At 71.0% G+C, this 6103-nt stretch carries 3 protein-coding genes; 1 reads left to right on the plus strand and 2 read right to left on the minus strand.

Annotation, left to right across the window (positions count from 1 at the left end):
- Positions 1 to 55 precede the first annotated feature (55 nt).
- Together QSK20_RS22300 and QSK20_RS22305 are read right to left on the minus strand one after the other, a co-directional pair.
- Entirely contained in the window at positions 56 to 355 is a 300-nt protein-coding gene (locus QSK20_RS22300; protein WP_285790542.1) for an STAS domain-containing protein, read from the minus strand.
- The gene (locus tag QSK20_RS22305) at positions 352 to 4515 is read right to left on the minus strand and encodes a SpoIIE family protein phosphatase (RefSeq protein ID WP_285790543.1); all 4164 of its coding nucleotides are present in this window, start codon (positions 4513 to 4515) and stop codon (positions 352 to 354) included. The genes QSK20_RS22300 and QSK20_RS22305 overlap by 4 nt, the downstream gene beginning before the upstream one ends.
- Before the next feature lie 465 nt (positions 4516 to 4980).
- On the opposite strand from QSK20_RS22305, the gene QSK20_RS22310 reads away from it, so the two are divergent.
- The coding region (locus QSK20_RS22310) for a sensor histidine kinase (RefSeq protein WP_285790544.1) at positions 4981 to 6103 on the plus strand (1123 nt) is incomplete at its 3' end.

The following is a 6103-nucleotide window of genomic DNA, read 5'->3' on the forward strand; positions in this document are numbered from 1 at the left end:
CGGTCCGCCCGCCGGTGTCCGGAGGTCCGGGTGGACCGGAGCACCCGCCGCCGGATCACGACGCGACGAGTGTCATGACGTCGGCCAGGCCGGCGATGGTCAGGACCGGAGCGAGCAGCGGGCTGGCGAGGAGGTGAACCCGCTCGGCGTGGGGAAACAGGGCAGCGAGGCCGGCGCTGTCGAGGTACTCCAGTGCGGTGAGGTCGACCACGACCGGGCCTGCCGCCGTCTCCACGGCGTGGGCGAGGGCTGCGGCGAATTCGGCGGCGTTGCTCATGTCGACCTCGCCGGCAGCGGCCAGGACCGGGGTGCCGTCCGGGCGGCGGCCGGTGGTCAGAGTCAGTGCGGTGCTCATCGAATCCTCGCCTGCATGTCGATGATGGTGCCGGCGGTGCCGGACGTGACGGTGATGGTGTCCATCAGGGCGCGCATCAGGGCGAGTCCCCGCCCACGGTGCGGGTTGGCGTCCGGCTCGGGCGCTTTCCAGCGGCCGCTGTCGGTGACGCTCAGGCGCAGATCCTCGGCGGTCGCGGTGGCCCGTAGCCGGATGCGTCCGCCGGGGCTGTCGCGGTGGCCGTGCTCGATGGCGTTGGCGCAGGCTTCGCCGGCGGCCACGAGCACGTTGTAGGCGTTGGCCTGGTCGAGCCCGCAGCGGTCGAGCCAGGTCCGTAGTGCGCTGCGTACGGGGGCGAGACCGGCGGGTTCGGCGGCGAAGTCCAGCTCCAGCGGGCCGGGATGGCGGTAGAGCAGCAGCGCGACGTCGTCGTCGTACCCGCCCACCGGGGTCAGCTGCGTCATGACGTCGGTGGCGAGGGCCTCGATGGGCTCGGCTCGTCCGTTCTGGATGACGGTCACGGCGCGGTCGATGCCGGCGGTCAGGGGTTGGCGGCGGCGTTCGACCAGACCGTCGGTGTACAGCATCAGGGTGGCACGTGCCGGGACGACGTCCTCGGCTTCGGATCGCGCGGCCCGGCCCCGGGCCCCGATCGGACGGGACCTGCCCTGGTCGAGCAGTCGGGTGGTGCCGTCCGGATCCGCGACGATGGCCGGTGGATGGCCGGCGCTGCCGTAGCGCAGTCGCCCGGTCGCCGGATCGAGGACGCCGCAGAAGACGGTGGCGCACATGGCTCCGGGAAGCTGGGCGGCGAAGCGGTCGAGCGCGGTGAGGGTGCTGGCGGGGCTGGAGTCCTGTAGCAGCAGCGCGCGGCAGGCGCTGCGCAGCTGCCCCATGACCGTGGCGGCGCGGAGCCCGTGGCCGACGCAGTCCCCGACGACGATGCCGATCTGCCCGTCGGCGAGTTCGACCGTGTCGTACCAGTCACCACCGACCTTGAGCGGGCGGGTGGCGGGTGAGTACCGTACGGCGAATCCACTGGGTAGCTGCGCGGGGCCGAGGATGGCGCGTTGCAGCGCGAGCGCGGTCTCCCGTTGCTGGTCGATCTGGTGGACGCGGTGCAACCCCTGGCCGAGATGCCCGGCCAGCAGGGCCAGCAGGGTCTGGTCCTGCTCGGTGACGGGACGTCTCTCGCCGAGATCGATCCACAGGGCCATGGTGCCGTACGGATGCTCGATGGCGATCCCGGTGCCGGTGCTCTGGTCGGCGATGGTGGTGAGCAGTGGCCTGTCCCGCAGCGCGGTGAGGGTGCGCCGACGCTCGTCGGTCAGGGTGTCCCAGCGCAGGCGCGGGTCGGTGGCCGTCACCGTCGGGGTGTGGGAGCCGTCGAAGACGGCCGCGAGGACGCATGTCGCCCGCCACAGTCCCCGCAGCTCGTCGAGGACGCCGTGCAGGGCGTCGGCCAGGTTGTCCGCCTGGGACAGGCGGACGCTCAGCGCGGCCAGCGCGCTCTCCCGCTGTAGGGCGTAGTGCTCCGCGGTGACGTCGCGGAAGGTGCCGACGACGACCCGTCGGCCGGTGTCGGGATCCTCGACCTGGTTGAACGCCGCAGCGACCCACAGGCGGTGCCCGTCGCGGTGGGTCACCGGGATGGTGTACGTGCCGCGGGTCTGCCCGACGAGCAGAGCGAAGGCGTCGGCGACCTGCTGGTACGCCTCCGGCTCGGCGTCCTGGCTGGGCCACCAGGGGTGGGTCGGCGCATAGGGCAGATCCTCGGGACCGAAGCCGAGGATGTCGGTGAAGGTGGTGTTGATCTCGATGACGGCGCCCTTGTCGTCGCAGACGAAGAACGCCTCCTGCAACGAGTCGACCAGCGCGGTCCGCCACCGCGCGTGGTGGTTGCGCAGCCGGGCCAGTTCCACGTTCGCCCGTACCCGGGCGAGCAGCTCGGCGGCCGAGAACGGCTTCACCAGATAGTCGTCCGCCCCCGCCTCCAACCCCTCGATGGAGGCCTCCTGCCCGGCCCGCGCGGACAGCAGCAGGACGGGTGTTCCCGCGGTGCGCGGGTCGGCCCGCAGGGCGGCGACCAGTTGGAGTCCGTCCAGGCGGGGCATCATCACGTCGCTGACCACGAGGTCGGGAATGGCGGTACGTGCCGCTTCCAGCGCGGCCCGACCGTCGCTGACCGCCTCCACCCGGTGACCGGCGGACCGCAGCAGCCGGGTCAGGTACTCCCGCATGTCCGCGTTGTCGTCGGCGACCAGGACCCGGGCCGACGCGTGTCTCGCATCTCCCTCCACCTCACCGGGCGTCTCCCCGGCGGTCAACAGGGGGTCGGCCTCCGCGCTCCGGGCCGGGCCCTCGGGCAGCCAGCGCAGCGCTTCGTGGACGAACGGATCGGCGGTGGCCGAGACAGTCGCGACGCCTTCCGCGCTGACCAGCGCCTCCGGAGGCAGATGGGCGGCGCCGAAGGGCAGCCGGATGGTGAAGGTCGTGCCCCCACCGGGGACGCTGTCGGCGGTGATGTCGCCACCGTGCAACCCCACGAGTTCCTTGACCAGCGCCAAGCCGATGCCGCTGCCCTCGTTCGACCTCGAACGCGCGTTCTCGATCCGGTGGAACCGCTCGAACAGCCGCGGCATCTCCTCGGCCGGCACGCCGATGCCCGTGTCCGCCACGGTCACCACAGCCTGCCCGTCCTCCGGGCGCACCGTCACCCGGATCACGCCGTCGAAGGTGAACTTCAGCGCGTTGCTGAGCAGGTTCAGGACGATCTTCTCCCACATGCCCCGGTCGACGTACACCGGCTCCGGCAGCGGCGGGCAGTCCACCTCGAAGGCGAGGCCCGCCCGCTCGACCGCGGAGCGGAAGACGCTGGCGAGGTCGGCGGTGGCCGCGGCGAGGTCCACCGGCTCGTATCGCGCCTGCATCCGTCCCGCCTCGATACGGGAGAAGTCCAGCAGCGCGTTGACCAGCTTGCCGAGCCGGAGCCCGTTGCGGTGGACGACCTGTAGTTCCTCGCGGACCCGTGGGTCGGTGTCACCGAGCCGGTGACGTAGCTCCTCCAGCGGACCCATGATCAAGGTGAGTGGGGTGCGGAACTCGTGACTGATGTTGGAGAAGAAGGCCGTCTTCGCCCGGTCCAGCTCGGCGAGTTCCTCGGCCCTCTGCTGCTGGGCCCGGTAACTGCGGGCGCTCGCGATCCCCGTCGCGACGTGTCCCGCGGCCAACTCGACGAAGCCCCGGTAGCCGTCGTCGAACGACCGGTAGCGGTTCAGGGCGGCGACGACGAAGCCGTACGGCGCGCCGCCCTGTTGCAGGAGCGGTACCAGGAAGGCCTGGTCGGGCGGTTCGGACCAGGCACCCGACGGCAGCCCGGCGAACCGGGTGCCGTCGAGCGGCACCAGCGTCGACTCGCCACGTGCCAGTGCCGCCACCGGCCACACCGCCGACGCGCCGTCCGCCGGGATGGTGTCAGGGACAGCGGGATGACCTGCGGTGATGCCCGACGCTGCGGCCAACTGCGTGCTACCGTCGTCGCGGAACAGGTAGGTCGCCGTGAACGGCAGGTCGTAGGGGTTGCGGCCGAGTTGCCGACTGGCGAAGGCCAGCATCTCCTCCTCGGTGCGCACCACGCTGGGATCGGACCCGAGGTCCCGTAGCGTCGCCATCCGGCGCTCGCCGACGACCCGTTCGGTGTCCTCGCTGACCACGCACAACATGCCGACCAGGGTGCCCGCGTCGTCCCGCAGCGCGCTGTAGGAGAACGTGTGGTAGCTCTCCTCCCGGTAGCCGGACCTCTCCAGGAACAGCAGCAGCGCCTCGTCCCAGGTCGCCTCCCCGGTCGTCAGCACCCGGTCGATCCGGGGGCCGATGTCCTGCCAGATCTCCGCCCACACCTCGTCCGCCGGACGGCCCAGCGCCCACGGGTACTTCCTGCCGAGAGTGTCCCGCCGATACGCGCTGTTGCAGAAGAACGTGAGCTCAGGCCCCCACGCCAACCACATCGGGAATCGCGACGACAGCAGGATGCTGACCGCCGTCCGCAGACTCTGCGGCCAGCCGGCCGGCGGCCCCAGCGGCGTGGACGCCCAGTTCACCTTCGCGAGGTCACGACCGATCTCACCGCCCCCGGCGAACACGTCCCCGCCAGTCAGCGGCCCCTGCTGAGCGTTGCTCATCGTTGCGACAACTCCCTTGAACCGGACGTCTCACCCTGATCGTCGCCGTGGACGGCACAGGACCGATGCCGTCCTCGGAAGCCGTGACCCCCGCGGCATCGTAGAGCAGGCTCCGACGGCCTGGCCCGTCACGCACTGCTCGCCCGAACCACCCAGCTCAGCCCCCGACAACCGTAGCGGTCCACGGCCCAGCCGGCTCGACTGGCGAGCCGCCGCCATGGGTCTGCCGGCTCGCCCCTGTCCGGCCGCGTCGGCCGTCGACCTGTCACCACCGACGTTTGCCATCCGGCAAAAACGTGGGGGAGGATCAATCGGCCTGTACGGCGGGGCCGGTCGGATCGTGGTCGCGTGGAGGAAGGCATTGCTCAGCTCGGCAACCAGGAGAGGGCCGTGGAACCCGGGGAGCAACGGTGACCCACGCGCCCATGACGTGACGATGCTGCTGGTGAGTCAGATTGGTGGCCGGTGAACACCTACCGCAGAGGCTGGACCCTGCGCCGTCGGCTGCTGGCGCTGCTCACCGTCGCGGGCGTCCTGCTGGTCGGTCTTGTCCTGGTCGAGGCGGCCGTCGCCGCGCGACACCGTGGTCAGCTCGACACCGTTCTGAACCGGACCGGTCCCCTGCGGGTGCAGGGCCAGGAGCTGCTGAACTCCCTCGTCGACCAGGAGACAGCCATCCGCGGGTACGCGGTCAGCGGCGACCCCGCCGACCTGGCCGCCTACCGCAGCGGGCTTGCGCAGGAGCAGACCCTGATCGCCTCGCTCGACGACCTGGCGCAGCCGCATCCGCAGATCAGACGGGATCTTGTCGCCGTCGCACAGCGGTCCGCGCAGTGGCGTGGTGCGGTGGCGGAGCCGGTCATCGCCACCACCCAGGGAGGCGGCACCGCCGCCGGACGGGCGTTGATCAACGACGAAGCCCGCGCGCAGTTCGAGCAGATCCGAGTGGCTGTCGAGCGACTGCAGGCGGACATCTTCAGCGCACGCCAGTCCGCGGTCTCGGCGGTCGAGGGCAGCAGCAACCTCCTCGTGGGGCTGCTCGGTGCCGCTCTGGCGCTGGTCCTGGCCCTGGGGGTAATCCTCATGGTCGCCATCAACCGGACGGTGGTCGCTCCGATCACCGCGCTGGCGGTTCGGGTGCGTCGGGTCGCCGAGGGCGACTACCACCACCACATCGAGGGCAGCGGCCCGACGGAATTCCGCCGACTCGCCGTCGACATCGACGCCATGCGGCAGAAGATCGCCAAGGATCTCGCCGAGGTGCGGGAGGCGCGGGAGCGGATCGAGTGGGTCAACACGCAGCTCCAGAAGCAGGCGGAGGAGTTGGTGCGGTCCAACCGTGACCTGGAGCAGTTCGCGTACGTGGCGTCGCATGATCTTCAGGAGCCGTTGCGGAAGGTGGCGAGTTTCTGTCAGTTGCTCCAGCGTCGGTACGCGGGGCAGCTCGACGAGCGGGCCGATCAGTACATCGGTTTCGCGGTGGACGGGGCGCAGCGGATGCAGCGTCTGATCAACGATCTGTTGGCGTTCTCCCGGATCGGTCGTCTGACGACGGGGTTCACCGAGGTGGACCTGGATCGGGTGATGG

Source organism: Micromonospora sp. NBRC 101691, assembly GCF_030269285.1.
Taxonomy (GTDB): domain Bacteria; phylum Actinomycetota; class Actinomycetes; order Mycobacteriales; family Micromonosporaceae; genus Micromonospora; species Micromonospora echinospora.

Excerpts from the sequence above, each read along its gene's own strand:
- QSK20_RS22305 (WP_285790543.1), bottom strand. The coding sequence starts at position 4,515 with ATGAGCAACGCTCAGCAGGGGCCGCTGACTGGCGGGGACGTGTTCGCC.
- QSK20_RS22300 (WP_285790542.1), bottom strand. The coding sequence starts at position 355 with ATGAGCACCGCACTGACTCTGACCACCGGCCGCCGCCCGGACGGCACC.